This is a genomic window from Vallitalea okinawensis (assembly GCF_002964605.1).
Classification (GTDB): Bacteria; Bacillota; Clostridia; order Lachnospirales; family PQDH01; genus Vallitalea_A; species Vallitalea_A okinawensis.
The window spans coordinates 272,135-297,660 of sequence record NZ_PQDH01000001.1 but is presented as its reverse complement, the minus strand read 5'-3'; the positions used below and the strand labels follow the sequence as shown (position 1 = coordinate 297,660).

Sequence of the window (25,526 nt, the reverse complement as noted above, 5' to 3'; positions counted from 1 at the left end):
AGGATTTATTCCTAATAGCTGTAAAACTGGGTTTCTTAAGTCGAAGTATGGACTTCGATATATAAATATAAAGACAATTCAGGCTACCCTAAATTGTCCTTATGACTATATTACAACAATTTTTCAATTTCTGCAAAGAATTTTTCCATTTCATCCATGGTACCTAATGTAACACGAATGAGTGTAGTGGGACCTATAGGTCGTATAATCACACCTTTTTTCTGTAATTCAACAAAGAGTTCATTGCCAGGCTGCTTGACATCCATCATAACGAAGTTCGTATGACTTTCTGCATATTCAATACCAAGTTCATCACATTTTTTATAAGAATATGCTTTAACTTCAGCATTCATTTCCATGGTTTTCCTAACAAATTCCTGATCTTTTAGTGCTGCCACCGCAGCTAGCTGTGCCAGTGAGGTAACATTAAATGGTCCTCTTACACGATTGAGTAAATCAATTGTAACAGCATTGCTGATGGCATACCCTACACGTAAGGAAGCTAAACCATATGCTTTTGAAAATGTTCTAAGAATGATGGTATTATCATACTCTTTTAATAATGGTAAAGATTCAGGATAAGCTCCTCCCATTGCAAATTCATAATAAGCTTCATCTAAAACAACTAATATATTGTTTGGCACTTTGTTAAGAAAAGCTCTTTGTTCTTCTGCAGTTACGATGGTACCAGTTGGATTATTAGGATTGGCAATAAAGATGATACGAGTCTTATCCGTAATAGCATCCAATATACCATCTAAATCAAAGGTATAATTTTTTGTTGGAACTTCAATGAATTGCCCGTCCATCAGCTGAACAGCAGATTTGTATCTTGGGAAGCTTGGTGTACATGAAATAGCTTCATCACCTGGATTAATAAATACTTCAGCAAGCATGGTGATAATTTCATCTGATCCAGCACCAAATAAAAGTTGGTTGCTAGCAACACCCAAATGTTTGGCTACTGATTCTTTAAGCACTGTTGCATTACCATCTGGATAAAGAGCAATACGATCTAATGCTGATGTTATGGCTTCTTTTGCAAGAGGAGAGCAACCATACGGGTTCTCATTAGAAGCAATTTTGATGACATCAGTTAAGCCGTATTCCTTCTGCACATCTTCAATTGGTTTACCAGGTACATAGGGTTTTAAATCATTAATATTTTTTCTACATGTTAGCATAAAAGCACCCCTTTAATAATAGATTAGGAAGACATAATTACATCCATTTATATTTTTAGAATTATGTACTTTTAAGTATTTTACTTGTTATTTATTTTACATTGCTGGAAAAGAGGTGTCAACAAAAGTTAGATATTCGCAAAAAATTTCTTATAAGGAAAGGCTAAAAAGCACTCCAAACCAGATGTTAGAATGATTCAAATAGTCGGAAATTTAAAATATAATAAACAAATTTAAATATTTATAATAATTTTTTTGTTTTTTGTTTTTAAAAAAAGGATTTTATTTGTTTAAGTAGAATACTATTTAATAAGGTCATTTAACCTTTTTGTTAAAAGCTACATGGCATTGTGCTTCGGATTATTGAAGTTGTGTATAAAGACTATAAATTAAGTCGATAATTCTATTAAGGGTTACACACATTCACTAATTCGGTGTACCTTAGCTGTGGATATCAGTATATACCAAAATTACTAACGATTGGGGGAATTTTTATGAAAGTTTATACTACTGATCAAGTAAGAAATCTGGCATTATTAGGACATGGTGGCGTTGGCAAGACGACAATAGCAGAAGCAATGGCATATGTAGCAGGCATGACGAAAAGACAAGGTAGAGTTGAAGAAAAAAATACTATCTGTGATTTTGACAGCGAAGAAAACAAAAGAGGTTTCTCAATCGGAGCATCAATGCTTCCAGTAGAATGGGACAATAATAAGATTAATGTTCTAGATACTCCAGGTTACTTTGATTTTATTGGTGAGGTTCACCAAGCTATGCGAGCAGTAGATGGAGCAGTTATAGTCGTCTCTGGGCGTTCTGGAGTTGAAGTTGGTACAGAAAAAGCATGGGAACATTCTCAAGGTGTCCCACGAATGATTTTTGTAAATGGCATGGATGATGATAGCGCAAGTATGGTAAAAGTGCTAGAAGAATTAAAAGAAAAGTTTGGTAAATGTATTGCACCATTCCAGGTACCAATTAAGGAAGATGGTCACTTTGTTGGTTTTGTTAATGTAGTAAAAATGCAAGGTCGACGTTTTGTGAAAGATCATGTTGAAAAATGTGATATACCTGAAGGTATGAAAGACGAAATAGCACCTGTAAGAGAAATGATATTAGAAGCAGTTGCAGAAACAGATGAAGAGCTCATGGAAAAGTATTTTATGGAAGAAGAATTTACTTTAGAAGAAATTCAAAGTGCTTTACATGGCGGTATTGCTCAAGGCGAGATTGTACCAGTTCTCTGTGGTTCAGCTGTTACCAATACAGGTATTCAAGTGCTTATGAATTCTATGATTAAGTATTTACCTAATCCAGTAGAATTAAAAGCAACTGTAGAAGCTGAGAATGAAGCAGGCGAAACTGTTGAAATAAAATGTGATGAACAAGAACCAGTTTCTGCATTTGTATTTAAAACAATTGCGGATCCTTTTATAGGTAAGATTTCCTTATTCAGAGTGATGTCTGGTACATTAACTGCAGATACCCCAATTATTAACGTTAATAAAGATGAATCTGAAAGATTAGGTCATATATATGTTCTTAAAGGAAAAGAACAAATCGAAGTAAAAGAGTTAAGGGTTGGTGACATCGGTGCCGTCACTAAATTGAACTATACTCGAACAGGAGATACATTATGTGAAAAAGGTCATTTAGTTAAATATCCACCTATCGAATACCCAGCCTCACTCAATGCAATGGCTATTGTACCTAAGAGTAAAGGTGATGAGGATAAGATTGGTACTGGACTTCATAAACTCATGGAAGAAGATAAAACTATCCGATTAGTTCACGATCATGAAATGCATCAGCAATTGCTTTACGGTGTAGGCGAACAACATTTAGATGTTATTATGAGCAAACTTAAAACTAAGTTTAAAGTTGAAATTGATTTAATTGCTCCAAAAGTTGCTTATAGGGAAACCATAAAAGGTAAGGCAAAAGTACAAGGGAAACATAAAAAACAATCTGGTGGTCATGGTCAATACGGTGATGTTCATATTGAATTTGAACCATCAGGTGATTTAAGTCAACCTTACGTATTTGAAGAAAAAATCTTTGGTGGATCAGTACCTAAAAATTACTTCCCAGCAGTAGAAAAAGGTTTACAAGAATCCGTTTTAAAAGGTGCTTTAGCAGGTTATCCAGTAGTCGGTGTAAAAGCCACTTTAGTAGATGGATCTTACCATCCAGTGGATTCTTCTGAAATGGCATTTAAGGTGGCAACAACTGTGGCCTTCAAAAAAGGTATGGAGCAAGCGAAACCTATTATCTTAGAGCCTATAGCATCAGTTAAGGTTCTAGTACCAGATGAATACATGGGTGATATCATCGGCGATTTAAATAAGCGTCGTGGGCGTGTATTAGGTATGGCACCAGTAAAAGGTAAGCAAGAAATTGAGGCGGAAGTACCAATGGCAGAGATGTTCAGTTATCCTACTGATTTAAGAAGTATGACTCAAGGCCATGGCTACTTCACAATGGACTTCGATCGTTATGAAGAAGCTCCACATGATGTACAAGAAAAAGTAATTGAAGAAAGTAAAAAAGGCGCTTAAGCCTTATTGTGAAGAGTGGAGCTTTGGTTCCACTCTTTTAATCTGCAAATTAATACGTTATAATTAGGTATCTTTTGTAGTGAGCCGTAGGAGGGTATGAAATAATGGATATAAGACAAATAGGGAGTAGGGGTTATCAATTTCGATTTGATGATCTGAAAGATACAGAATACGATTGTTATACCAATGTTTTTGCTATTGTAGGAAAAGATAACTTTATAGTGTGTGACACTTATTTAGGTGCTTCGTACATGGACAGAATAGCAAACTACCTAACCCCACAATTTGGACATAAGAAATGGATTGCATTCAATTCTCATGGGCACTGGGATCATATCTGGGGTAATGAATGGTTTAAAGATCATTTGATAATCGCCCATGAAAAGACTATGGACTATATAAAAGATTGTGCAGTGTATGAACTTGAAGAACACAGAGGGATGTTCCAAAATAATCCCACTCAAATATGTTTGCCTCATTTAACTTTTGAGAATAAGATAGCTATAGGAGAAGAGGGAATTGAGATTTTCTATAGTCCTGGACATACAGAAGATTCGGCATCACTTTATGACAGTGTTGATCAGACGTTATTTGCAGGTGATAATATCGATAATCCACTTCCTACTTATATATGCTGGAACAATATGAATACCTACATCAGAACATTGGAAGCGTATAGACAGCGAGATATTAAGCATGTAGTAACTGGACACACAGAACCTATGGACCGAGAGATTATAGCCATCAACCTAGATTATTTGAAGAAAGTACAATCAAATGAAAAAATCAACTTTTCTACCTCGTGGACAGAACGGATGCATCAAATTAATTTAGAGTTTTTAGGAAAATAATATAAGTAAAAACAGGGAATGCTTTAGCAAACCCTGTTTATTCTTTATATTAAATTATTTAGTTCATTCATCATCTCTTCATCCATAGTCCAATTCAATGCTGATAGATTAGAGTGAAGATGTCTTGATTTAGTGCAACCAGCGATAACTGGTCCAACAGTTTTTTGTGAAACAAGCCAGTTAAGGGCTATCTCATGAATAGGTTTATCAATGATTGTTCCAATGCCCTTAATCGTTTCTAAATGCTTATCTAATTGACCATTTTGTAGCTCTGGGTTAGAACTTACAGCACCCTTATCAAACTCTGTTTTTCCTGCTAATAATCCTTGCATTAAAGGACTATATGGTAAGAAGAACTGACCATTATTGTCTAAGAAATTCAATAAAGAATCCTTAACTCTATACTGTAAAGGAATATTATGATAAGAAGTTGCATTTTGCTCTAACATGTTATATAAACCTTGGTGAGAAACAACATCAGCAATAGTCATAGCTTCTTTCATCATCTCTTCAGAAAAGTTACTTACACCAATATATTTAATTTTACCTTGCTCTTGAATGCTTCTCAATGCTTCCATGGTTTCTCTAATATCTGTATTAGGATCAGGCCAGTGGATTTGATAGAGATCAATGTGATCCACATGTAATCTTTTTAAACTTGCATCAATTTCCTCATTAAGGCTGTCAGCTTTTAAGTTATTGGTTACTCTGTTCTGATCATCCCAAACTAAACCACATTTAGTTGCAAGAAAAACCTGATCTCTTTTATTCTTGATGGCCTCACCCACAACTTTTTCTGAATGACCTAAGCCATAAACAGGAGCCGTATCTATAAAATTGATGCCTGAATCAATGGCTTCATGAATAATACGAATAGCATCCTCTTTATTAAATTCAGGCCAATCACCAGCACCTGCAAATTGCCAAGTTCCTAATCCAATGACGGATAAAGCTTCTTCTACTTTAGAAAAATGTTTATAATTCATTTTCATACCTCCTAAAAATTAGTTTACATGTTATTATTTACTTCAATATACTCATCCATAATTTGGATGCCTTTACTGGTTCCAATACGACTTGCTCCAGCTTCAATCATAGCCATGGCTTGTTCTAGGCTTCTTACGCCACCTGACGCTTTTATTTTGATCTCATCTCCTACCATGGACTTCATCAATTGAACATCTTCGACAGTAGCACCACCAGTACCAAATCCTGTTGAAGTTTTAATATAGTTAGGTTTGACCTTTAAAGCAATTTCACAGAGTTTACGTTTTTCATCATCAGTAAGATAACAGTTTTCAAAGATGACTTTGGATACTACATTTGCATTTTTACAAATCTCTACGATGGCCTGCATTTCTTTTTCAATGTAAAGGTAGTTGCCATTTTTTAGTTCACCGATGTTGATAACATAATCAACTTCTTTTGCACCTTTAGCAATAGCATCTTTCGTTTCAAATAGTTTAGTATCTAATGAACATTGCCCAAGTGGGAAACTAATAGCCGCATCAATTAATACATCTGAATTGCCAAGGTATTCTTTACATTTAGTAATACAGGCATTATTAATAGCCACTGTTTTGAATCCATAAGCTTTACTTTTTTCGCAATGCTGTTGAAGAGCATCATCTGTAATACAAGGACTCAGTTCAGTTTGATCAATCATTTTTGCAAGTTGTTCTTGTGTTAATAAACGCATTTTAATCTCCTTCTACATCCCATTATAATTTGGGGAAAATGTCAACGAGTTGTTGATAACATTCATCAAAAACCGGTTTTATAAGATTGTATTCTTTGACATTAGCCGGATCTGGCTTTTGTACATTTTCAATGTCTATAAAACGATTAATTGAGTGAAAATCCTTAAAGGAGCCAACTCCAACTCCAGCTATGACAGCTGCACCCATTGAGGTAGCTTCCTCCAAGTGCTTAAGCTTAAAGATATCTAGTCCATAGATATCTGCCATTATTTTTCTTTGGATAGCACCTTGAGCTAAGCCGCCAATGACAGTGAGCTCTTGGAAACTAACATGATTTTGTAGGATCTTTAGAATTATATCCATATTAAAAAAGATACCTTCTATAACTGAGCGAATGAAATCAGCTCTTTTATGTTCCATTTTAACACCTATAAAGCTTCCCTTACTCTTGGGATTCCATCTAGGACTTCTTTCACCTAGGAGATAGGGAAGAAATATAAGTCCATTGGAGCCAATGGAGGATGAAGCAATTAAGTCATTCATTAATCCATAAGCACTTTTGTTACTTTGTTTAGCTAAATCTTTTTCATGGTAGCATATTTCATTTTTTAACCAGCTGTATGAGTTACCAGCTGCTTGCATAGTGCCGCAAGGTGTAACATAGCCAGGAACAGCATGAGCCCAATTAAAGGTGCGCATTTCTTCATCATAAAAAGGTTGTTTACTGGTTACAGCAATCCACGCAGAGGACCCAAGATAGCTATAACTTTTGCCTTCTTCAATTGAACCAGCCCCTACAGCGGAGCAAACACCATCTCCAGCCCCAAGAACCACAGCTGTTTTAGATGATAGACCTAACTCTTTTGCTATGGTAGATGATAATTGGTCAACAACAAAGGTTGAAGGTTTAACGTCGGGCAGTAAATCTGCATCAATACCTGATGCATGGATAATTTCATCAGACCATGTAAAAGTATTTAAATCAAATGCATTTGTGCTAGAGGCATCACTATAATCTGTCATAAATTGACCAGTTAGTTTATAGACGATATAATCTTTAGCGTTAAGAACTTTATAAGTTTTTCCATAGATATCCGGTTCGTGATCTTTGATCCAAAGTAACTTTTCTAAACTGTAAGATGAACTGATTCTATGCCCTGTTATCCGATAAAAATGGTGATCATCTATCTTCTGGCGGATAAAATTGGCTTGATCTTCACTTCTTTGATCAGCCCATATAATGGCATTCCTCAGAGGTACACCGTTTTTATCAACACATAAGCAACCCATCATTTGTCCACTAAATGACATGGCTAACACGTCATCTGGGTTAATATCTTGAAGAAGTTGTTTAGTTGATTCGCAAACAGCTTTCCACCAATCATCTGGGTTCTGTTCGCTCCAATTGCTATTAAAAAAATGAGTTGGATAGGGTATGACTAAGCTTTTAATAAGCTTACCATCTGTCGAAAACAAAGTTGCCTTATTACCTGAAGTTCCTAGGTCATGTGCCAGCAATAATTTGGACATGAAATGTAACCTCCTTGCTTTATGTTATTATGTCATGACATATATAAATAAAATGAGCCATTAGCTTATAAGGTAATGGTCACTTTAAACTTACTCATATCTCCACGGTATTTTGCGATTGAATATTCCATTGGTATGTTATTAGTATTATAACCAATAGAATGAAAAATTTGAATAGGAAAACCTTCTGGAATGCATAGTAAATCACTTTCATATTTACCAGCGACTGAAGCTTCTACTGTTCTTTGAATGCGGACTATTTTTGTTTCTGATTTCATGGACAGTATATCGTATAAGGATACATCTGCTAGATTATAATCATAAACGTGGTTGCAATAGTTAGCAGATAAATAAGTATCTACAATAACTATTGGATCTGAATCAGCATAACGCAGTCTTTTCAATTTTAATGTAAGATCCCCTTCAGAAATAACTAAATTTTTGGCAATATCGCCGGTAGCATTCAAAATTCTTTTCTCTAATACTTTTGTACTTGGGGTATAGCCTTTTCTAAACATTTGTTCCTTGAAAGACTCAATCTTAGTCATAAAATCTTGTTCGATTTTGGGTTTAGCAATGAATGTACCTTTTCCTTTAATGCGATAAAGATGCCCCTCGTTGACTAATTCAATAATAGCCTGACGAACAGTGGTTCTACTTAAATTAAACATTTTAGTTAGTTCCAGTTCAGCAGGTATCATATCCCCTGGGGTCAGATGACCGTTTTTGATATCATCTAAGATGATTTGTTTCAGCTGATAATAAAGGGGAATAGGGGTGTTTTTATCGATAGTTGTGTTTGAAAACATATCAATAACCTCACATGATCTATATGAATAGATATTTTTTCTATTGCAATCATTCAATTCTTTTATAATATAACATAGGTTGAAGCAAAATTCAATTATAAATATGTCATGACATTATAACAAATAAGTATTGACATCATTCTCTATTTAATGTTAGTGTTAGGTCAGTAGAATTATTTCATTAGAGGAGGATGACTATGAAACGTCAATGGTGGAAAGAAGCTGTTGTTTATCAGATATACCCTCGAAGCTTTAATGATAGCAATGGTGATGGTATAGGTGACTTAAATGGTATAACAGAAAAGTTAGATTATCTTGCGGAATTGGGAGTAGATGTGGTCTGGTTATCACCATGTTATCAATCACCAAATGATGATAATGGTTATGATATAAGTGATTATCGTGCTATTATGAAAGAGTTTGGTACTCTAGAAGATTGGCAACGTATGATTCAAGAGATGCATAAAAGGGGTATTAAATTATTAATGGATTTAGTGGTTAACCATACTTCTGATGAACATCAATGGTTTATTGAATCTAGAAAAGATAAAAATAATCCATATCGTGATTACTATATATGGCGTAGTGGAGAAAAGGGTGAAGAACCTAATGATTGGGTTTCCTATTTCAGTGGCTCTACTTGGGAGTATGACGAAGATACTGAGGAATATTATCTCCATCTATTTAGTAGAAAACAGCCGGATTTAAATTGGGAAAATGAAAAAGTAAGGCAAGAAGTTTATGATATGATGATTTGGTGGTTAGAGCAGGGTGTTGATGGATTTAGAATGGATGTCATCAACATGATTTCAAAAGTACCTGAATTACCTTCTGTATCTCAAGAGAAAGGTTATAAATTTGGAGGTCAATATTTCTTAAATGGGCCTAAAGTACATGACTATTTGCGTGAAATGAATGAGGTTGTTTTATCTAAATATGATACATTGACAGTAGGGGAGACACCTGGTGTTACCGTAGAAGATGCAAAGTTATATTCTGGAGAGGATCGCCATGAGTTAAATATGGTCTTTCAGTTTGAACTAATGGGTGTCGATCATCAAAAGGGGAATAAGTGGGATTATAAAGAGTGGTGCTTAACAGATTTTAAAGCTATCATCAGAAAATGGCAATTAGGGTTAGCTGATGAAGGGTGGAATAGCCTCTATCTCAATAATCATGATCAGCCACGTCAAGTATCCCGTTTTGGTAATGATAAAGAATACCGTGTCGAAAGTGCTAAGATGTTAGCAACCATGCTGCATACATTAAAAGGTACACCTTATATTTATCAAGGTGAGGAAATAGGTATGACCAATGTTGCTTTTAAAAATATCAATGAGTACCAAGACATTGAATCCATTAACATGTATAATGAGGCAAGTAAACAAGGTACTAGTGAAGAAGAACTATTAGCAAAAATTCATCAGCGTGGTAGAGATAATGCTAGAACACCTATGCAATGGGATGATTCGGAACATGCTGGTTTTACTACTGGTCAACCTTGGATTAAAGTTAACCCTAATTATGAACAAATCAATGCGATGAAGTCAGTAGGGGATAAAAACTCAATATTTAACTATTATAAACAATTGATACAGCTTAGAAAAAAATATCCAGTTTTTGTTTATGGTGAATTCATGGAATTACTTGAAGAAAGTGAGGAGTTATTTGTCTATACAAGAACTTTCAATGATCAAGATCTATTGGTTATTTTGAATTTCTGTGAAAAATCAATTGACTTTTGTGTAGATGATAAATATTTAGATCATAAACTTTTAATAAGTAATTATGAAAGAAATAAGCTTAGTATCCAAAGTAAATTATCTTTACGTCCATACGAAGCTACGGTTTACTATAAATCCAATAACTAAGATTGAGATAAATTGAATAGATCACATGCGTATTTGGTATCTGGGGACTAACCTAGGTACCTTTTTATACATATTACGGCGACAAATAAATATATTTATAAGTATAGAGTTATTATTTTGATACTCTTTTGTAGCTTATTTACTATTTTTTTGAAGGAGGTATACAGATGTTTGAATTTTCAGAACTTATAAAAAAAGATAGAGAAGATAGAAAGAAATTTTATTTTGAGGGTACCTTTCTTGATTACTTAAAGCTTCTACAGGAAGATACATCCCTTAGTAGATTAGCACATGAGCGTATGTATCAGACAATTATTGATCAAGGAATAGAAGTGATTGACACGACTGAAAACCCTAAGTATAGAAGGATTTATGGCAATAATATTATTAAAAAATATAATTTCTTTAAAGATGACTTTTTTGGTATTGATCAGATTCTAATGAAAATCGTTAAGTATTTTCAAACAGCTGCAATGAAAGGGGAAGAGTCACGTCAAGTATTATACTTGGTAGGACCTGTGGGAGCTGGAAAATCTTCAATCATGGAAGCTCTTAAACAAGGATTGGAAAAAAGTGGGTCATTATATGCCCTAAAGGGATGCCCCATGAGAGAAGAACCATTACATCTAGTACCTAATCATCTAAGAAAAGAATTTGAAGACTTATTAAGTATAAAAATAGAAGGAGATCTTTGTCCCGTTTGTAGGTATAGATTAAAAAATGACTATGATGGAGAGTATGAAAAGTTTCAGATAGAAGCAGTAGATTTCAGTATACGATCAAGAAAAGGGATTGGGGTAGTTCCACCTGTTGACCCAAATAATCAAGATACTTCAGTACTAGTAGGATCTGTCGATATATCCAAATTAGATCTTTATCCCGAAGATGACCCAAGAGTGTTATCTTTAAATGGAGCTTTCAATGTTGGGAATAGAGGCATTGTGGAATTTATCGAGGTTTTCAAAAATGAAGTAGAATACCTTCATACTATGATTACTGCTACGCAAGAGAAAAGCATCCCGTCACCTGGCAAGTCTTCTATGATTTATTTTGATGGGATCATATTAGCCCATTCTAATGAAGCAGAGTGGAATAAATTTAAAGCAGATCATACAAATGAAGCTATACTGGATAGAATTGTAAAGATAGAGGTACCATACTGCTTGATATTAGACGAGGAAATCAGAATTTATAAAAAAATGTTGAAAAAGAGTAACTTCAGTGCTCATATTGCTCCTCATACGATTAAAATAGCTTCTATGTTTGCTATTTTAACCCGTTTAGCTCCATCTAACAAAGTGAATCCTATAACAAAACTAAAAATCTATAATGGTGAAGAGATTGTTGAAAAAGGAGCGACTAAGAAAATAGATGTGATTGAGCTAAAAGAAGAAGCTACGAGGGAAGGTATGACGGGTATATCACCTCGATTTATTATGAAAGCCATTGATGAAACCATAGCGGAGTCAGAACATAATTGTATCAATCCTATAGCCATTTTAGAAACCATGATTAAGTCTGTAAAAGAACTAACCATTAATGAGGAGACAAAGAAGAATTACTTAAATTTTCTACAGAATGTAGTGAAAAAAGAGTATAGCAAAATTCTCGAATCCGAAGTCACAAAAGCATTCATTCATGGTTATAAAGAGCAGGCTGAAGATTTGTTTAATAATTATTTAGATCATGCAGAAGCATATGTCAATAAAACAAGAATTAAGGATAGAAGTACTGGCGAAGAATTAGACCCCGATGAAGTTTTCCTTAAGTCTATTGAATCTCAAATCAATATAACGAGTTCATCAGCGAAGGGATTCAGACAGGATGTAACGTCCTATATGTTTTATGTTATGAGGAATGGAGGTAAAATTGACTATACTTGCTATCCTCCTTTAAAAGAAGCCATTGAGAAAAAGTTAACAGCTTCAGTAAAAGAGCTAAGTCGTGTCATTACCAGTAGTAAGGTTAGGGATAAGGAACAAAGTGAAAAATATAATGCCATGGTTGATGAAATGAAAAAGAACGGTTATTGCGAGCACTGCTGTAATGTCATCCTTAAATATGCTGCCAATAATTTATGGAAGGATTAGTGCTAAAATGTTTGTGAGCAGGGGGAGTATGGATGAGTAGATTTAGAGAATTTGATAGCAAGGGGAGAGATCGGTCTGCAGAAGATAGACTTAGACATCGTAAGCTCATAGAAGATTCAATTAAAAAAAATATTGATGGCATAATAGCTGATGAAAGTATAATTGGTCAGAGCAAAGACAAGAAAATCAAAATACCTATAAAGGGTATTAAAGAATATAGGTTTATCTATGGAGACAATAAACCTGGTATTGGTTCAGGGGCGGGTGACGAAAAGCGAGGCGATACAATAGGGAGAGAGCAAATGCAAGAGGGGGATGGTGATCAACAAGCAGGAAATGCTGAAGGAGAAGATATTTATGAAACTGAAATTACCATAGAGGAGCTTATGAACTATTTGTTTGATGATTTAAATCTTCCTTATATGGAGAGAAAGAAGTTTAGTGAAATTGAATCCGAAAGGAACTTCAAGAGATTGGGTTATCAGAGAAAGGGAATTAAACCTCGTCTAGCAAAGAAGAGGTCAGTCATTGAGAAGATCAAGCGAGAGAAGGCTACTAACAGGGGCAAAAAGCCTATAGAAGACTCCAATAAAGAAAGATTTCCTTTTAAAGAAGATGATCTGAGATATTATCATATAAGGAAAGATATAAAAAAAGAAAGTAATGCCGTAGTTATTTGTATTATGGATACGTCAGGATCAATGGATCTAACCAAGAAATACTTAGCAAGAAGTTTTTATTTTCTTCTATACCAATTTGTTAAATTGAAGTACGTTAGCGTAGAAGTGGTTTTTGTATCTCATACGACTAAGGGCAAAGAAGTCAGTGAGGACGAATTTTTTCATAAAGGAGAGTCAGGAGGGACCTTTATCAGTAGTGGATATGAAAAGGCTCTAGAGATCGTTGAGGAGAGATATAACCCGACAGTATGGAACGTCTATGCATTTCATTGTAGTGACGGAGACAACTGGAGAGAAGATAATGAGAAAGCCATAAAACTTGCAAAAAAGTTATGTGAAACATGTAATTTATTTGGATATGGACAAATAGCCACCGGTAGATATATTTCAAGCAGCACGATACTGACTGAATTTACTAAGAAGATTAAAAATAAGAATTTTTCGGTCATAAAGTTAACGGGGAAGGAGGATATTATTCCCGGTCTCAAGATATTACTAGACAAAGAAAATGGAGAGATGGGATAATGCATGACTATGATAGATTATACAATCCAGCAGTTAGAAGAGTGGGATAATCAAATAAATAAAATTGTAAAATCATCAGGATTGGATTGCTATCCTCAAGAATATGAGGTTTGCAGTTATGAAGACATGATCTGCTATGAAGCCTATGTTGGTATGCCTTCCCATTATCCACATTGGAGCTATGGCAAAAAATATGAAAGAAAAAGGACCTTATACGAGTATAATTTGGAAGGGTTACCTTATGAGATGGTCATTAATTCCAATCCATGTATTGCTTATCTTATGAGGGACAATACGCTGCTACTACAAATACTTACAATGGCTCACGTCTATGGGCATAATGATTTTTTCAAAAATAATCGCTTATTTGCAGAAGGAACTCGAGCTGAGTATACACTAGAAATGTTTAAAAATCATGCAAATAGGATTAGAGATTATATTAAAGATCCAGCTATTGGCTATGAAAAGGTTGAACGAATTTTAGATGCAGGTCACGCTTTGAAGTATCACACAACGAGAGTTGTTGGCGAGAAGTACTTAACACATGATGAACTTAAAAAAATGATCATAGAGAAATACCATCGTGACTCAAATTCTACCAATTCTTTTGATGAGAAAAAGGATGTAGAAATTCCAGATCTCAACAAAATACCTCTAGAACCAACAGAGGATATAATGAACTTTTTGATTGAAAACAGTCATCTTGAAGAATGGGAAAAAGACATCTTAGAAATTGTGATGACAGAAACTAAATATTTCATCCCACAAATTGAAACTAAAATCATGAATGAGGGCTGGGCAAGTTTCTGGCATTATCGGATAATCAATCAATTAGAGTTACATCAAAGCTTACACTTAGAGTTCTTAAATCGTCATAATCAAGTCATAAGACCATTTTTAGGGAGTATAAACCCTTATTTTATAGGATTCAAGCTATTTGAAGCTATTGAAAAAGAATACGGTACACAGAAGTTATTTGAAGTTCGAAAAATGGAGAGAGATGATTCCTTCATAAGAAAATATCTGACAGAAGAATTGTGTAAAGAAATGAACTTGTTTCAGTATGCTAAAAATCAAAAAGACTATATCATAGAAGAAATTTCTGATAGAGATGGCTGGAAGAAGATCAGAGATTCTCTTGCGAATAGTGTTGGGATGGGAGATATACCATGTATTAAAGTTGAAGAAGTTTTAAAGGGTGATGGAACTTTAGTTTTGACCCATGAATATGATGGTAGAGAATTGAGAATGACCTATGCTCATCAGACACTGAAATATCTTTCTACCCTTTGGGGGAATAAAGTTATTCTCAATACAATTTTGAATGGTAATGTTAAATCCATCACTTGCAATAAAGATAAAATAATATATTAATTTGAGAAAATCCAATTAAACTTGATTTTGTGATTAGGATGTGTTAAAATAACCAATAATTAAGTACAGCAATTTATTTGGTAAGTAGAGAAAGACTATGAAGAGGAATAGTAGATACTGTAAGGTTTTAGAGAGCTGCTGGTTGGTGTAAAGCAGTACCCCAAAGTATTGAACTCACCTTGGAGTTTCCAACTGAAATTTGAAGTAGGTTAGGACGGTGACTCATCGTTAAAGAGTTTAAGTGTACTCCTTTTGGAGTAAACTAGAGTGGTACCGCGGAATAAAGCCTTTCGTCTCTAAATCAGAGATGAGAGGCTTAAATTTTACTATGTTTTATTAGGAGGATGTGGTAAGTATGAATTACGATCACAAACAGATTGAAGGAAAGTGGCGTGGTTATTGGGAAGAAAACCCTATTAATCAACCTGGTGAAGGAAAAGAAAATTATTATTGCTTAGATATGTTCCCTTATCCATCAGGTAGTGGTCTTCATGTAGGACACTGGAGAGGTTATGTATTAAGTGATGTATGGAGTCGTTATAAAGTACTACAAGGTTATCATGTTTTACATCCAATGGGATGGGATGCCTTTGGATTGCCAGCTGAAAATTATGCCATCAAAATGGGTGTTCATCCATCTAAAGCTACTGCAGAAAACGTAGCAAATTTTAAAAGACAATTAAAAGAAATCAGCGCTATCTATGATTGGGATAAAGAAGTGAACACAACTGATCCTGATTATTATAAATGGACTCAATGGATATTTGTAAAGATGTTTAAAGAAGGCTTAGCTTATGAAAAAGAGATGCCTATAAACTGGTGTCCATCATGTAAGACTGGTCTTGCAAATGAAGAAGTTGTTAACGGTGAATGTGATCGTTGTGGTTCTTCTGTAACAAAGAAAAACTTACGTCAATGGATGTTAAAAATTACAGCTTATGCTGAAAGATTGTTAAATGATTTAGAAGGTCTAGAGTGGCCTGAAAAAGTTAAAAAAATGCAATCTGATTGGATTGGTAAAAGTTACGGTGCTGAGATTGACTTTGAAGTTGAAGGTTTAGAGAACAAAATAAAAGTATTTACAACAAGACCTGATACGCTTTATGGTTCAACATTTATGGTATTAGCACCAGAACAAGCTATGGTAAAAGAACTTGCTACTGAAGAGCAAAAAGAAGCTGTTGAAAAATACGTATTCAATGCTTCCATGAAATCATCAGTTGACCGTCTTCAAGATAAAGAGAAAACAGGTGTATTCACAGGTTCATATGCTATTAATCCACTCAATGGTGCTAAAATACCAATATGGATATCTGACTATGTATTGGCTGATTATGGTACGGGTGCCATTATGTGTGTACCTGCCCATGATGAAAGAGACTTTGCTTTTGCTAAGAGATTTGACTTACCTATTATTCAAGTCATAGCTAAAGAAGGAGAAGAACTAGTTCCACTTGAAGAAGCTTATACTGAAGAAGGCGTTATGGTGAATTCTCAAGTCTTTGATGGTATGAAGTCCCTTGAAGCTAAAGAGGCTATCGCAAATTACCTTGCAGAACACGATATTGGGAAGAAAACAACGAATTACAAATTGCGTGACTGGGTATTTTCTCGTCAACGTTATTGGGGTGAACCTATTCCAATTGTTCATTGTGAGAAATGTGGAGCTGTTCCAGTTCCAGAGGAAAACCTTCCAGTGACATTACCTGATGTAGAATCCTATGAGCCTACAGGAACAGGTGAATCGCCATTAGCAGATATTGATGAGTGGGTGAATACGACTTGTCCTGAATGTGGTGGTCATGCAAAAAGAGAGACAAATACCATGCCACAATGGGCTGGGTCATCATGGTACTTCTTAAGATATGTTGATCCTCGTAATAAAGAGCAACTTGTTAGTCCAGAAATAGCTAAAGAGTGGTTGCCAGTTGATATGTACGTTGGTGGTATCGAGCATGCAGTTCTTCACTTACTTTATGCCCGTTTCTATACTAAATTCCTACATGATATAGGTGTAGTTGAATTTGGAGAACCATTTAAACGTTTATTTAATCAAGGAATGATTTGTAAAAACGGTGCTAAAATGAGTAAATCAAAAGGTAATGTTGTATCTCCTGATGATTTAGTAGAAAAGTATGGTTGTGATTCTTTAAGAATCTACGAATTATTTGTAGGTCCACCAGAATTAGATTCTGAATGGGATGATCGTGGTATTGATGGTGTTTACCGCTTTATTAATAAAGTTTGGAATTTAGTTACTAACAATATTGGCAAAGAAGTAGCAGTAACGAAAGAGATGGAAAAAGTAAGACATCAAATGATTTATGAAATTACAACGCGTTTAAATAACTTTAGTTTAAACACTGTTGTTAGTGGATTCATGGAGTATACTAATAAATTGATCGATATCAATAAGAGTCAAGGTGGTATTGATTCAGAAACCATCGAAATCTTAATTGTGTTATTAGCACCTTTTGCACCTCATATTGCTGAGGAACTATGGGGGCAAATGGGGCATGAGCAGACTGTATTTGCTAATCCATGGCCAACATTTGATAAAGAAAAAATGAAAGAAGATACAATTAAGTTGCCAGTCCAAATTAATGGTAAAGTTCGTGCAACTATTGAGATGGATGCAGAGGCTGATAAAGAGTCAGTATTATCTGCGGCTAGAGAAGCTATTGAAAGTAAATTAGATGGAAAATCTATTGTTAAAGAGATCTATGTACCTAAAAAAATCATAAATATTGTTGTTAAATAGATAATATAGTAAAATAGAGGTGGAGAGATCCATCTCTATTTTTGCGTAAGGATATAGAGATTGATGTTTCTATAGTACAGTATAAGGAGGTTATGGTATGATATATAAATACAAAGATTTCATTCCCCAGATTCATGAAAGCTGTTTTATAGCTAAAAGTGCAGATATCATTGGTGATGTAGTGATCGGAGAAAACTCAAGTATATGGTACAACACAGTTTTACGTAGTGATTTGGATAAGATGGTTATTGGTAAGGGAACCAATATTCAAGATAACTCAACAATCCATAATGCAACTGATAAACCGGCGATCATTGGAGATTACGTTACAGTAGGCCATCAGGTATTATTACATGGTTGTACAATAGGGAATTATGCACTAATTGGTATGGGTTCTACTATTCTTGATGGAGCAGAAATTGGTGATTATACCATTATTGGAGCCAACAGTCTAGTTACACAGAATAAGAAATTTCCTTCTGGAGTCTTAGTTATGGGATCACCTGCAAAAGTTGTACGTGAATTAACAGACGAGGAAAAAGGCTATTTAAAATATTCAGCAGAGCATTATATTGAAAGTGCTAAGGAACATTCAGAATTAGAGATTATATCAGAGTAGTACAAAAGTGGCTAACGCCACATTTAAACTGGAGATAGGAAAGTATGGTTCCTTGCCAGCAAAACGCAGTACTTTCCTATAACAAAATAAAAGGGTAACTCGATTATGAGTTACCCTTAATTATGGTCTTAAATTCTAAGTGTGGATTAATAGGATGCCATTGCTAATGTTACAATATAGCTATCATCTCCAATGTGAGAAACATCTACAATATTATGGGTATCAATGTTTGTTGTATTGAAGTCGAAGCCCTGTATATCATTAATGTAATAGATTTCGTAAGCATTACCACTTTCAGTAATAAAAGAAATTCTTTTTTCATTTTCAAGCAAATGAAGGTAATCCTCTAAACAAAGATGATGCTTATGAATATATTCAGAATGAACTTGTCCTACATAGCGATAATGCCATGGTTCATACATAATACCCGTGATGTCGGTTTTATCCTTTGGGTATCTTAAAATAAATCCATATCTATAAGCGTTTTCAAGTAACCATTGTCCGCTGGGAGTTCCATCAAAACTTTCGGTTAATGTATACTGAGTTGTTGATAAGAAATCAACAGCCATACCTGTTTGATGTTCACTTGTTCCTGGAGGAGCAACAGCTTGACTTGCTAACGCATAAGCCTGATCTTCTGTATGAGTACCTCTATAACGATTCATCTGTTTTTCAAATAACATTTCCTGATAAGCAATATCTCTATATGCACTAGTCAATAAAAGGTCTTGGATACCAAAGGATTGACTAGCTGAGAAAAGCTCTTCTAGAGCATCTAGTGTTTCTTGATTAATGGACATATATTTGTTGGAAGGCACAGTATTCACAACAATGCCTTGACTGAGATCTTCTTGTAAAGGATAATCTTGACTGACTAATAAAAGTTCTGGTAATTCATCTTGTATAATGAGCTGTATAATACCCTCTATATCCTTTGAAGGCGGGGTGTCTACTGGTTCTTCAACTTCTATAACTTCAATAGTTTCCATAGGATGAGTCGTTTCGATGACTTTTTCATCTTCTGATGGATGAGCTGTCGTTATTTGCATAAAAACAATTACAATTAGCATAAAAAGAATAGCAAATGGAATTCTCTTGGTCATTAGACATCACCTCTCTCAGTATGACATTATTATAGTCATATCGACGAAGTGAGTCAATGGTAATAATATTAAATAATGTTAACAATGTATTGATAGATTAATAAATTGAAAAAAAGACCTCTATAAAAGAGGCCTTACCCTATTTCATCATTCCCATCATATTAATCATCATGTCTACACGACTTTTTTCTTGAGGGTTCATATTAGTTTTTAATACGTCCATCAAAGCTTTTGACTCATGAGTTGTTAATTGTAGTCCTTCACTTTGCATTTTCATACCATAGGCTAAAAGAATCTGTAATTTCTGCTCAGAAGAACGTGTTTCCATTAACTCTAACATTTCAATGATGAGTTCTTTTTTCTTTGGGTGGATATTTGTGAAAGCTTCAGAAGATAGTAAACTATCGTAGTTACTGCTCATATGTTCATCACTCCTTATTTATCGTTCATCACTTCTATCGTTACTTTTTCATACCATTCATCATACCACTAAAGGTATTGAACATTTGTTGCTGATCAGGAGTCAGCATTCCTTTTAATTTTGCATTAAGGTCATCATTTTCCTTAGGCTTAGATGGTGTAGAATCTTGTTTAGGTTCTTCTGACTTATTGGTTTGGATCTTGTTAAAGTGATCTACCAAATCACGCATGTCTAGTGACTTAATTGCATAATCAATAATTGCTTTACGATCTTCGGTAAGATGAGCCCTCATGGATAATAACATATTCTTTTTCCAATTAGGGTCTTTTTCTTGACGCATTAATTCCTCAGAAGGTTTGTCATAATAATCCATGGTATTGCGGAGCTCCATCATTTTGACTAGCATAGCTATTTGACGACTGACGTTATGGTCAAGAAAGGGGATAGCTGATTTAAGAATCTTCATTTCTTGAGTATTGATTGCATTTTCAAATTCATTCACTGGTGCTGGGGTTTGATCATTATGTAAGTTGGAGCCGAAATTAATACCAGATTGTTGTTTATACATACCAGATAAGAGTTCTAGCATGGGCATTAATTTACCGAAATCAAAGTTATTATTACGGGTGGGTGCTGTTGGGCTAGGAGTTGGATCGCTCCCTTGAGTAGGTGGTGTTTGAGGTCCGTTATTTTGATACTGCTGATTCCCTGAGCCAAAAGGGTGATAAGGAGGTGCTTGTTGTCTTTGCTTTTGCTGGGATTGATCTGTATGAAATCCTTGATTATTCATATGAGGTGGAGTATATGGATTCATTATTTGCCTCCATTTCATTACTTCTTATTACTTATTCTATGACCTAGAATTTAAATCTTTCCAATTATTTAACCTGTCTTAAAGAAAAAGTGTTCAACTGGATATGCCTACCTACATAAGATAGTAACAGAAGAGCATAAGGGGAGAGTAATATGGCTGATGATAAACTATTAAATGAGTTGGCAGCGTTAGCAAATGGTAATGTCAATGTTGATGAATATGCTAATAGTATGCTAGATGTATTGCGTCAAACTGTTCAACAAACCTATATTGATAAATTCGCATCTATTTTAGAAGACTATAAAAAGCAATCTAAGAATGAATTAGGAAATGAAATGCAATTATTAGAGGCAATGAAACCATTTATTGGAGATGGCAATACAGGCCAGATAGATGCTATGACAGATATGTTTAGCAATATTATTGCCATGAAAAAGCTGATGGGGGATATTTCATCTATTAACGGTCAGACAGTGCCTGTAAGAAATCGCCCTACTCCAACGAATCAACAATCTTTTACAAGACAACATCGGGGAGTTACAGTAAACGAAGACGGGGTTTATGAAATGTATAACCAAGGTTCATTACAGACCAATAATTTAGATGGTATAAACCCAATGATCTTGATGATGCTACTCTTATTTGGAATGTAAAACAATGCAAGAAGTTCATCCTTTACAGGGTGAGCTTTTTTTGTGGTTGAAATATGAAGGAAAAGGAAAAAGCAGAGGTATGTACCCCCGCTTTTAATAACCGAATCCTCCTCCGCCACCCATTCCACTGAATAGGAGTAAGAGTATTAATAGGAAAGAGCTGTCACCACCAAAGCCGCCTTCCATTCCTCCTTGGTTAAATAGTAGTAAAAATAAAATTAAAAACATAAGATTGTTACCGCCAAATCCTTGAGCAGCCACATCATTCATAATGAAACCTCCATTAACTTGAACTCATTTAATATCTATGTGATTAGACTTGTACAATATGCAGTTTTTTTAATAATAAAATTTCTTGAATCATATGAATTTATTAAGAGAGTTATTTAGAAAGGTGACCTAAAGTGAGAGGAGAGGACTACAATGGGATTTGGTAGATTGAATAAGTCTTTTAGAAAACCTAGGATTGATAAAAGGAGTCAAATAGAAAAGCAAAATAAAATGGTGCAAGTCATTGTCAATGCTAATATGAACAAAACTGATGAAAAGAAGTTAAGATCAGTAGGCAGGGTCATACATCGTTTGCCTATGATTCAAGCATATGTACTTGAAGTACCTCAATTGGCATTAGATGATCTAAAGAATGTTGAAGGTGTTGAAAAGGTCGAGTATGACACCAGAATGACAGCTCAAATGGATGTTGCTAGAAAAAGGGTGAATGTGGAGAAGGTTTTTAATGAAGGAAAACTAACTGGCAGGGGTATTACAGTAGCAGTTGTAGATACTGGTGTATATCCTCATACAGATTTCTTAATACCCTATAATCGTTTACTGAAACAGGTGGATTATGTAGGTGATTTAGATGCACCTTACGATGATAATGGGCATGGTACACATGTTGCTGGTATTATTGGAGGTAATGGTATAAGCTCTGATGGTAAGTACATGGGTATAGCGCCAGACGTTAATTTGCTATCTGTCAAAGTACTTAATAAAAAAGGTGGAGGAAAGACATCTGATGTATTAGCTGGACTACAATGGGTTATGGATAATCGTAATAAATACAATATTCGTATTGTCAATATTTCTTTAGGTGGTGATGATCATAAAGGGGAAGAATCATCCATAGTGAAAGCTGTTGATCATCTATGGGATAATGGGATTATCGTTGTTACAGCTGCTGGTAATAAGGGGCCACGAAGCAGAACCATAACAACGCCTGGGATTAGTAGAAAGATTATAACAGTTGGTTGTTCTAATGACCATGAAACAGTCAATATTAATGGTGACTTTATATCCAACTATTCAAGCAGGGGACCTACAAGAGCATGTATTATTAAACCGGATGTAGTGGCACCAGGGGCTAATATCATTTCATGTGCTTCAAAAGAAAACTATAAGCCTATGGAGAGATTAAGTCGAGAAGACAGTAAGTATGAGGCTAAATCAGGTACTTCCATGGCTGCTCCTATGGTCAGTGGTGCTATTGCGTTATTGCTACAAAGCAACCCTTATTTATCACCTAATGAAGTGAAACTTAAGCTGAGTCGTTGTTGTGATGATCTTGGTTTTAAGAAGAACCATCAAGGGTGGGGACTTATCAATATAGAAAAGTTGATGGGATAGTTTATCCTGTAAAAGAGAGAAAGGCAGTGATGATTGCCTTTCTCTTGTCTTTAATATCTTTTAAAATCCAGCTAGGTATTTAGCATATTCTAATGGGGTCAGATATGCTTTTAATAAGGTGTCTGAATCTTTAAGTTTATGAACAGTGGTTTTTGCAGGTTTAGCATTACTTTCTATAAACCATAATCGGTTTTTTGTATCAATAGCAAAATCTATCCCAATTTCTCCAAAAGTACCATAGGCTTTCTCAATGTGTTTATAGATAGTAATTAGAAATTCATCAATTTGTTTTTCGTAATTTGCAATTCTTTCATCTGACCAATCCATTTTCTTTTTGAAAAAATCATGGAATCGATAAACATTTGAGCCAGATACCGTACTGGTTACTGGAGAGTCAGGTTTGGCAACTCTAACAGCATATGCAATGATCTCCAATTCACCATACCGATTGCGTTGTAATGTGGCTCTCATGTCTACAATTGTATTGTTAACTTTTATGAGATCAATAGCTGTTTGTATAATGAGATCTTTACTTTTAAAGAAAGAGCTAACAGCCTTTTCAAATTTAATAAAGGAATCAAATGTATTATCACGACCCTTTTTTTTGGAAGTACTGAATTGATAGTGATTCTTGGATTTTTTTTCAACGCGCATGACACCTTTACCGTTACTTCCGGTACGATCTTTAATATAAAGGACCTTACTTCTTTTAAACATATTCTTCAGATCGTTAGGACTTTTATATTTAGTCGTATAGGGTAAATAAGGTTGGATCTCATCATAGGCTGCAAGTTGCTTATAAGTATCATACTTATCAAAATAGAACTTAGGGTTAATAGATTTTAGTGAATCAATCATTTTAAATTGCTTTCTTATAAAGCGAGAAACGGTCCTATACTTATGAGCACGTGAGCCACCCCTGTCGTAGAGTATTTCAGGGAATGGCAATAGACGTCTCTCCCACTTTAGAAGATCTTCATTAAATATGGTACCGTAAATTTTATGATTGATGAAATCAAAATCATCAACAGAGAAAAAATATAAGATGGTTTTACCAATCTTATTAGCTTGTACATACTGTACCATCTTTCCTGTTATGGCTTGCTTTTTTGCTTTTCTAATGAGTTTCTTTGAAGTAAACACCCCAACTACAGGTCCTAGTGATAGGGTTTCATCTTCTAGGTTAGCATTGCATTGGAAACCATCATACAATCCTATAGCTTTCATCAGTAACTCTGGAATTTCTATAGTTGAATCGTCAGTACCGGGCATAAATTCTACATACCAGCTTGATAAACCGACTTTTATTCTACCGATACGCCTGCTACAGCCTGTATCAAATGAATTCTCTATGAGTTTCATAGGAATTTTTACGACTAATTTATTTTTGTAAGTTTCAGTTAATGTCTTGATCATAACTATCATAGATGTATTATTGATGCTAATCACCCCTTTTGTGATATTTCTTAAAAGTACTCTCTTAATCCTTACACTAATATTGTATGTCCTTCCGATATAAAAGTGTATATAATGCTATAAAAGGGCGGGGATGCGAAAATGAAAAATAGGTTAGCCCTTAGGGCTAACCTATTGTCATTTTAGTAAGATCCCATACCACCGAATAACATCATGAATATTATTAGGAAGAAGAATAAACTATTTTCAGCAAATGCTTCTTTGCCACCGCAGTATCCGCCACCATCATTGAATAATAATAAGAAGAAAAATAAAAAGAAAATATTTTGGTTTCCCCAGCCTGCCATTAAAAACCCTCCTTTAATAATAAAATCATGGCAAAAAACGTATTTTTAAGGGCTTTTCATAGGTTTGATAATATATACTATGAAGGGTTTTGAATTTGTGTGCTGCAAGTAGATGTCCTTTTTTTATAGGATTATAAGGTTTTATATAGAAAAAAATAAAGAGGATGTCATGATTCATGCAATCCTCTTTAATGGGGGTTTTGATTTCAATATCAGTAAGTTTCTTGACCGTATCTGGAGCAAGTTCTATTTGAATAAAAAATGTATATTCGGTTTGATCAGTATTTACTGCATTAGCAATAACATCAAAAATGCGAGAAACTCTTCATCTGACATAGAATCAATTGGATTTTTTTCATCCAATTTAACTCTGGTGGCATAGCAGCCATCTAATGAATCATATGTTTTCAATCTAAAATCATCTGCAATGTCCGTACATGAATAAAAATCCTGAATATTATAGAACATACAAACCACCTCATTTAAGTATATGATGGAAGTTACAAAAAAATGCATAAAATCAGCATAAATGAATGGGAAAATAATAAAATTACAATTATCAGAAAAATCTATTGACAATGCAAGTATGAT

22 protein-coding genes and 1 other annotated feature are annotated in these 25,526 nt (G+C 34.6%); of the genes, 10 read left to right on the top strand and 12 right to left on the bottom strand.

Annotated elements, in window-relative coordinates:
- Window positions 1-110: 110 nt before the first annotated feature.
- Entirely contained in the window at window positions 111-1,184 is a 1,074-nt protein-coding gene (gene hisC / locus C1Y58_RS01565) for a histidinol-phosphate transaminase (RefSeq protein WP_105614233.1), read from the bottom strand.
- A gap of 494 nt (window positions 1,185-1,678) precedes the next feature.
- Here hisC and fusA point away from each other — a divergent pair, with 494 nt between their 5' ends.
- Together fusA and C1Y58_RS01555 are read left to right on the top strand one after the other, a co-directional pair.
- Window positions 1,679-3,745, top strand: coding sequence for an elongation factor G (fusA, locus tag C1Y58_RS01560; RefSeq protein WP_105614232.1), 2,067 nt, complete (start codon window positions 1,679-1,681; stop codon window positions 3,743-3,745).
- Window positions 3,746-3,849: 104 nt separating this feature from the next.
- Window positions 3,850-4,596, top strand: coding sequence for an MBL fold metallo-hydrolase (locus C1Y58_RS01555; protein WP_105614231.1), 747 nt, complete (start codon window positions 3,850-3,852; stop codon window positions 4,594-4,596).
- Between the two features lie 44 nt (window positions 4,597-4,640).
- Here the strand turns inward: C1Y58_RS01555 and C1Y58_RS01550 are convergent, their stop codons facing one another.
- The 4 genes from C1Y58_RS01550 to C1Y58_RS01535 form a co-directional block, all read right to left on the bottom strand.
- Entirely contained in the window at window positions 4,641-5,582 is a 942-nt protein-coding gene (locus tag C1Y58_RS01550; RefSeq protein ID WP_105614230.1) for an aldo/keto reductase, read from the bottom strand.
- 23 nt (window positions 5,583-5,605) lie between these two features.
- Window positions 5,606-6,295: a deoxyribose-phosphate aldolase gene (deoC, locus tag C1Y58_RS01545; protein ID WP_105614229.1), complete on the bottom strand. Its 690-nt coding sequence runs from the start codon at window positions 6,293-6,295 to the stop codon at window positions 5,606-5,608.
- Window positions 6,296-6,317: 22 nt separating this feature from the next.
- Window positions 6,318-7,826, bottom strand: a complete 1,509-nt coding sequence (gene xylB / locus C1Y58_RS01540; RefSeq protein ID WP_105614228.1) for a xylulokinase — start codon at window positions 7,824-7,826, stop codon at window positions 6,318-6,320.
- A gap of 65 nt (window positions 7,827-7,891) precedes the next feature.
- Window positions 7,892-8,635 (bottom strand): GntR family transcriptional regulator, encoded by a 744-nt coding sequence (locus tag C1Y58_RS01535; protein WP_105614227.1) that lies wholly within the window; start codon window positions 8,633-8,635, stop codon window positions 7,892-7,894.
- A gap of 197 nt (window positions 8,636-8,832) precedes the next feature.
- Here C1Y58_RS01535 and C1Y58_RS01530 point away from each other — a divergent pair, with 197 nt between their 5' ends.
- The 6 genes from C1Y58_RS01530 (at window position 8,833) to C1Y58_RS01505 (ending at window position 18,555) form a co-directional block, all read left to right on the top strand.
- Window positions 8,833-10,506 (top strand): alpha-glucosidase, encoded by a 1,674-nt coding sequence (locus C1Y58_RS01530; protein WP_105614226.1) that lies wholly within the window; start codon window positions 8,833-8,835, stop codon window positions 10,504-10,506.
- 167 nt (window positions 10,507-10,673) lie between these two features.
- Window positions 10,674-12,596, top strand: coding sequence for a PrkA family serine protein kinase (locus tag C1Y58_RS01525; protein WP_105614225.1), 1,923 nt, complete (start codon window positions 10,674-10,676; stop codon window positions 12,594-12,596).
- 32 nt (window positions 12,597-12,628) lie between these two features.
- A complete protein-coding gene (yhbH, locus tag C1Y58_RS01520; protein WP_105614224.1) occupies window positions 12,629-13,801 on the top strand; it encodes a sporulation protein YhbH in 1,173 nt (390 codons plus the stop codon).
- A 3-nt stretch (window positions 13,802-13,804) separates the two neighbouring features.
- Window positions 13,805-15,175: a SpoVR family protein gene (locus C1Y58_RS01515; RefSeq protein ID WP_330404351.1), complete on the top strand. Its 1,371-nt coding sequence runs from the start codon at window positions 13,805-13,807 to the stop codon at window positions 15,173-15,175.
- Between the two features lie 88 nt (window positions 15,176-15,263).
- Window positions 15,264-15,476: a binding site (T-box leader), on the top strand.
- 54 nt (window positions 15,477-15,530) lie between these two features.
- Entirely contained in the window at window positions 15,531-17,936 is a 2,406-nt protein-coding gene (gene leuS / locus C1Y58_RS01510; protein ID WP_105614223.1) for a leucine--tRNA ligase, read from the top strand.
- Window positions 17,937-18,033: 97 nt separating this feature from the next.
- Complete coding sequence (locus C1Y58_RS01505; RefSeq protein WP_105614222.1) at window positions 18,034-18,555, top strand: gamma carbonic anhydrase family protein; 522 nt, start codon at window positions 18,034-18,036, stop codon at window positions 18,553-18,555.
- A gap of 146 nt (window positions 18,556-18,701) precedes the next feature.
- On the opposite strand, the gene C1Y58_RS01500 is transcribed toward C1Y58_RS01505, so the two are convergent.
- The 3 genes from C1Y58_RS01500 to C1Y58_RS01490 all read right to left on the bottom strand — a co-directional run bounded on the left by C1Y58_RS01500 (window position 18,702) and on the right by C1Y58_RS01490 (window position 20,893).
- On the bottom strand, window positions 18,702-19,658 hold the full coding sequence (locus C1Y58_RS01500) for a M15 family metallopeptidase (protein ID WP_105614221.1): 957 nt from the start codon (window positions 19,656-19,658) through the stop codon (window positions 18,702-18,704).
- 139 nt (window positions 19,659-19,797) lie between these two features.
- The gene (locus C1Y58_RS01495) at window positions 19,798-20,079 is read right to left on the bottom strand and encodes a hypothetical protein (protein ID WP_105614220.1); all 282 of its coding nucleotides are present in this window, start codon (window positions 20,077-20,079) and stop codon (window positions 19,798-19,800) included.
- A gap of 40 nt (window positions 20,080-20,119) precedes the next feature.
- Entirely contained in the window at window positions 20,120-20,893 is a 774-nt protein-coding gene (locus C1Y58_RS01490) for a hypothetical protein (protein WP_105614219.1), read from the bottom strand.
- Between the two features lie 152 nt (window positions 20,894-21,045).
- Between C1Y58_RS01490 and C1Y58_RS01485 the strand changes: the two genes are divergently transcribed.
- Window positions 21,046-21,546, top strand: coding sequence for a hypothetical protein (locus C1Y58_RS01485; protein WP_105614218.1), 501 nt, complete (start codon window positions 21,046-21,048; stop codon window positions 21,544-21,546).
- 93 nt (window positions 21,547-21,639) lie between these two features.
- Here the strand turns inward: C1Y58_RS01485 and C1Y58_RS26330 are convergent, their stop codons facing one another.
- Window positions 21,640-21,816, bottom strand: a complete 177-nt coding sequence (locus C1Y58_RS26330) for a hypothetical protein (RefSeq protein WP_157949894.1) — start codon at window positions 21,814-21,816, stop codon at window positions 21,640-21,642.
- Between the two features lie 423 nt (window positions 21,817-22,239).
- Here C1Y58_RS26330 and C1Y58_RS01480 point away from each other — a divergent pair, with 423 nt between their 5' ends.
- Window positions 22,240-23,172 carry a S8 family peptidase gene (locus tag C1Y58_RS01480; RefSeq protein WP_105614907.1) on the top strand — a complete coding sequence of 311 codons (933 nt, stop codon included), beginning with the start codon at window positions 22,240-22,242 and terminating at the stop codon, window positions 23,170-23,172.
- Window positions 23,173-23,232: 60 nt separating this feature from the next.
- Here C1Y58_RS01480 and C1Y58_RS01475 read toward each other — a convergent pair whose 3' ends face one another.
- The 3 genes from C1Y58_RS01475 to C1Y58_RS01470 form a co-directional block, all read right to left on the bottom strand.
- Window positions 23,233-24,588: a YheC/YheD family endospore coat-associated protein gene (locus C1Y58_RS01475; protein WP_157949893.1), complete on the bottom strand. Its 1,356-nt coding sequence runs from the start codon at window positions 24,586-24,588 to the stop codon at window positions 23,233-23,235.
- A gap of 182 nt (window positions 24,589-24,770) precedes the next feature.
- Window positions 24,771-24,935, bottom strand: a complete 165-nt coding sequence (locus C1Y58_RS26325) for a hypothetical protein (protein ID WP_157949892.1) — start codon at window positions 24,933-24,935, stop codon at window positions 24,771-24,773.
- Window positions 24,936-25,220: 285 nt separating this feature from the next.
- On the bottom strand, window positions 25,221-25,403 hold the full coding sequence (locus tag C1Y58_RS01470; RefSeq protein ID WP_105614216.1) for a hypothetical protein: 183 nt from the start codon (window positions 25,401-25,403) through the stop codon (window positions 25,221-25,223).
- Window positions 25,404-25,526 lie beyond the last annotated feature (123 nt).

Excerpts from the sequence above, each read along its gene's own strand:
- hisC (WP_105614233.1), bottom strand. The coding sequence starts at position 1,184 with ATGCTAACATGTAGAAAAAATATTAATGATTTAAAACCCTATGTACCT.
- fusA (WP_105614232.1), top strand. The coding sequence starts at position 1,679 with ATGAAAGTTTATACTACTGATCAAGTAAGAAATCTGGCATTATTAGGA.
- C1Y58_RS01555 (WP_105614231.1), top strand. The coding sequence starts at position 3,850 with ATGGATATAAGACAAATAGGGAGTAGGGGTTATCAATTTCGATTTGAT.
- C1Y58_RS01550 (WP_105614230.1), bottom strand. The coding sequence starts at position 5,582 with ATGAATTATAAACATTTTTCTAAAGTAGAAGAAGCTTTATCCGTCATT.
- deoC (WP_105614229.1), bottom strand. The coding sequence starts at position 6,295 with ATGCGTTTATTAACACAAGAACAACTTGCAAAAATGATTGATCAAACT.
- xylB (WP_105614228.1), bottom strand. The coding sequence starts at position 7,826 with ATGTCCAAATTATTGCTGGCACATGACCTAGGAACTTCAGGTAATAAG.
- C1Y58_RS01535 (WP_105614227.1), bottom strand. The coding sequence starts at position 8,635 with ATGTTTTCAAACACAACTATCGATAAAAACACCCCTATTCCCCTTTAT.
- C1Y58_RS01530 (WP_105614226.1), top strand. The coding sequence starts at position 8,833 with ATGAAACGTCAATGGTGGAAAGAAGCTGTTGTTTATCAGATATACCCT.
- C1Y58_RS01525 (WP_105614225.1), top strand. The coding sequence starts at position 10,674 with ATGTTTGAATTTTCAGAACTTATAAAAAAAGATAGAGAAGATAGAAAG.
- yhbH (WP_105614224.1), top strand. The coding sequence starts at position 12,629 with ATGAGTAGATTTAGAGAATTTGATAGCAAGGGGAGAGATCGGTCTGCA.
- C1Y58_RS01515 (WP_330404351.1), top strand. The coding sequence starts at position 13,805 with ATGACTATGATAGATTATACAATCCAGCAGTTAGAAGAGTGGGATAAT.
- leuS (WP_105614223.1), top strand. The coding sequence starts at position 15,531 with ATGAATTACGATCACAAACAGATTGAAGGAAAGTGGCGTGGTTATTGG.
- C1Y58_RS01505 (WP_105614222.1), top strand. The coding sequence starts at position 18,034 with ATGATATATAAATACAAAGATTTCATTCCCCAGATTCATGAAAGCTGT.
- C1Y58_RS01500 (WP_105614221.1), bottom strand. The coding sequence starts at position 19,658 with ATGACCAAGAGAATTCCATTTGCTATTCTTTTTATGCTAATTGTAATT.
- C1Y58_RS01495 (WP_105614220.1), bottom strand. The coding sequence starts at position 20,079 with ATGAGCAGTAACTACGATAGTTTACTATCTTCTGAAGCTTTCACAAAT.
- C1Y58_RS01490 (WP_105614219.1), bottom strand. The coding sequence starts at position 20,893 with ATGAATCCATATACTCCACCTCATATGAATAATCAAGGATTTCATACA.
- C1Y58_RS01485 (WP_105614218.1), top strand. The coding sequence starts at position 21,046 with ATGGCTGATGATAAACTATTAAATGAGTTGGCAGCGTTAGCAAATGGT.
- C1Y58_RS26330 (WP_157949894.1), bottom strand. The coding sequence starts at position 21,816 with ATGAATGATGTGGCTGCTCAAGGATTTGGCGGTAACAATCTTATGTTT.
- C1Y58_RS01480 (WP_105614907.1), top strand. The coding sequence starts at position 22,240 with ATGGATGTTGCTAGAAAAAGGGTGAATGTGGAGAAGGTTTTTAATGAA.
- C1Y58_RS01475 (WP_157949893.1), bottom strand. The coding sequence starts at position 24,588 with ATGATCAAGACATTAACTGAAACTTACAAAAATAAATTAGTCGTAAAA.
- C1Y58_RS26325 (WP_157949892.1), bottom strand. The coding sequence starts at position 24,935 with ATGGCAGGCTGGGGAAACCAAAATATTTTCTTTTTATTTTTCTTCTTA.
- C1Y58_RS01470 (WP_105614216.1), bottom strand. The coding sequence starts at position 25,403 with ATGTTCTATAATATTCAGGATTTTTATTCATGTACGGACATTGCAGAT.